Annotated in this window: 1 pseudogene; it reads left to right on the forward strand. The window is 66.3% G+C overall.

Annotated elements, in window-relative coordinates:
• Window positions 1-718: pseudogene (locus U5760_RS31545) on the forward strand (glycoside hydrolase family 19 protein); the annotation flags it as partial.

The following is a 718-nucleotide window of genomic DNA, read 5'->3' on the forward strand; positions in this document are numbered from 1 at the left end:
TGCCGGATTGCGTTGCATCGCGGACGGCGTGCTCGTCGCCTGGCGCGCCAACCGGGACTACCCGGTCAGTGAACTGGCAGCGGACGGCGGTAACGCGCCGTTTCAGGCTCCCTACAGTACGGGCTTTGCGCTGGTGCGCCACGAGATGGAGTTCCCGCGCAGCACGAAGCTGACGTTCTACAGCCTGTACATGCACCTGATGTCGAACGCCGACTACGACAGCCATTTCCCGAAGCGGCAAAAACCGGCGTACTGGTCGCGCCAGTGGACGATCACGAGCTACGCGCAGGACAAACCCACTCCGGTGGCCGGACAGGTTGCCGATGGGCAGGTCGGCCTGCACGTGCGCAGGACGCCCAACGGCCCTGTCCTTGGCATCCTGCCGCAGGGCACGAGCGTCAGCATCGGCAAGACGGAAACGGTGCACGGCGCAACGTGGGGGCAACTCACAGACCTGAATGGAGCCACGCTGTATGCGCCTGTCGCGGGCGGCGACGTCGCGCCCGCCGTCGCCATTACCGGCTGGATTTTCCTGGGCTTGCAGAATGGTGGACCGGTCGCCAGGGAAACCATACCGGATTCCATCTTCGACCGGGTCGTCGTCACCACGAACCAGGCGTGCAGCCCGGGCGATCTACAGGGCACAGGCGGCGGCATTCCCGTCAAGGCGGGCGACCTGATGGGCCACCCGGGGCGCTACGACTCGCTGGACCGGTGC

The sequence above is a fragment of the Paraburkholderia sp. J12 genome (genome assembly GCF_905220215.1).
Lineage (GTDB): Bacteria > Pseudomonadota > Gammaproteobacteria > Burkholderiales > Burkholderiaceae > Paraburkholderia.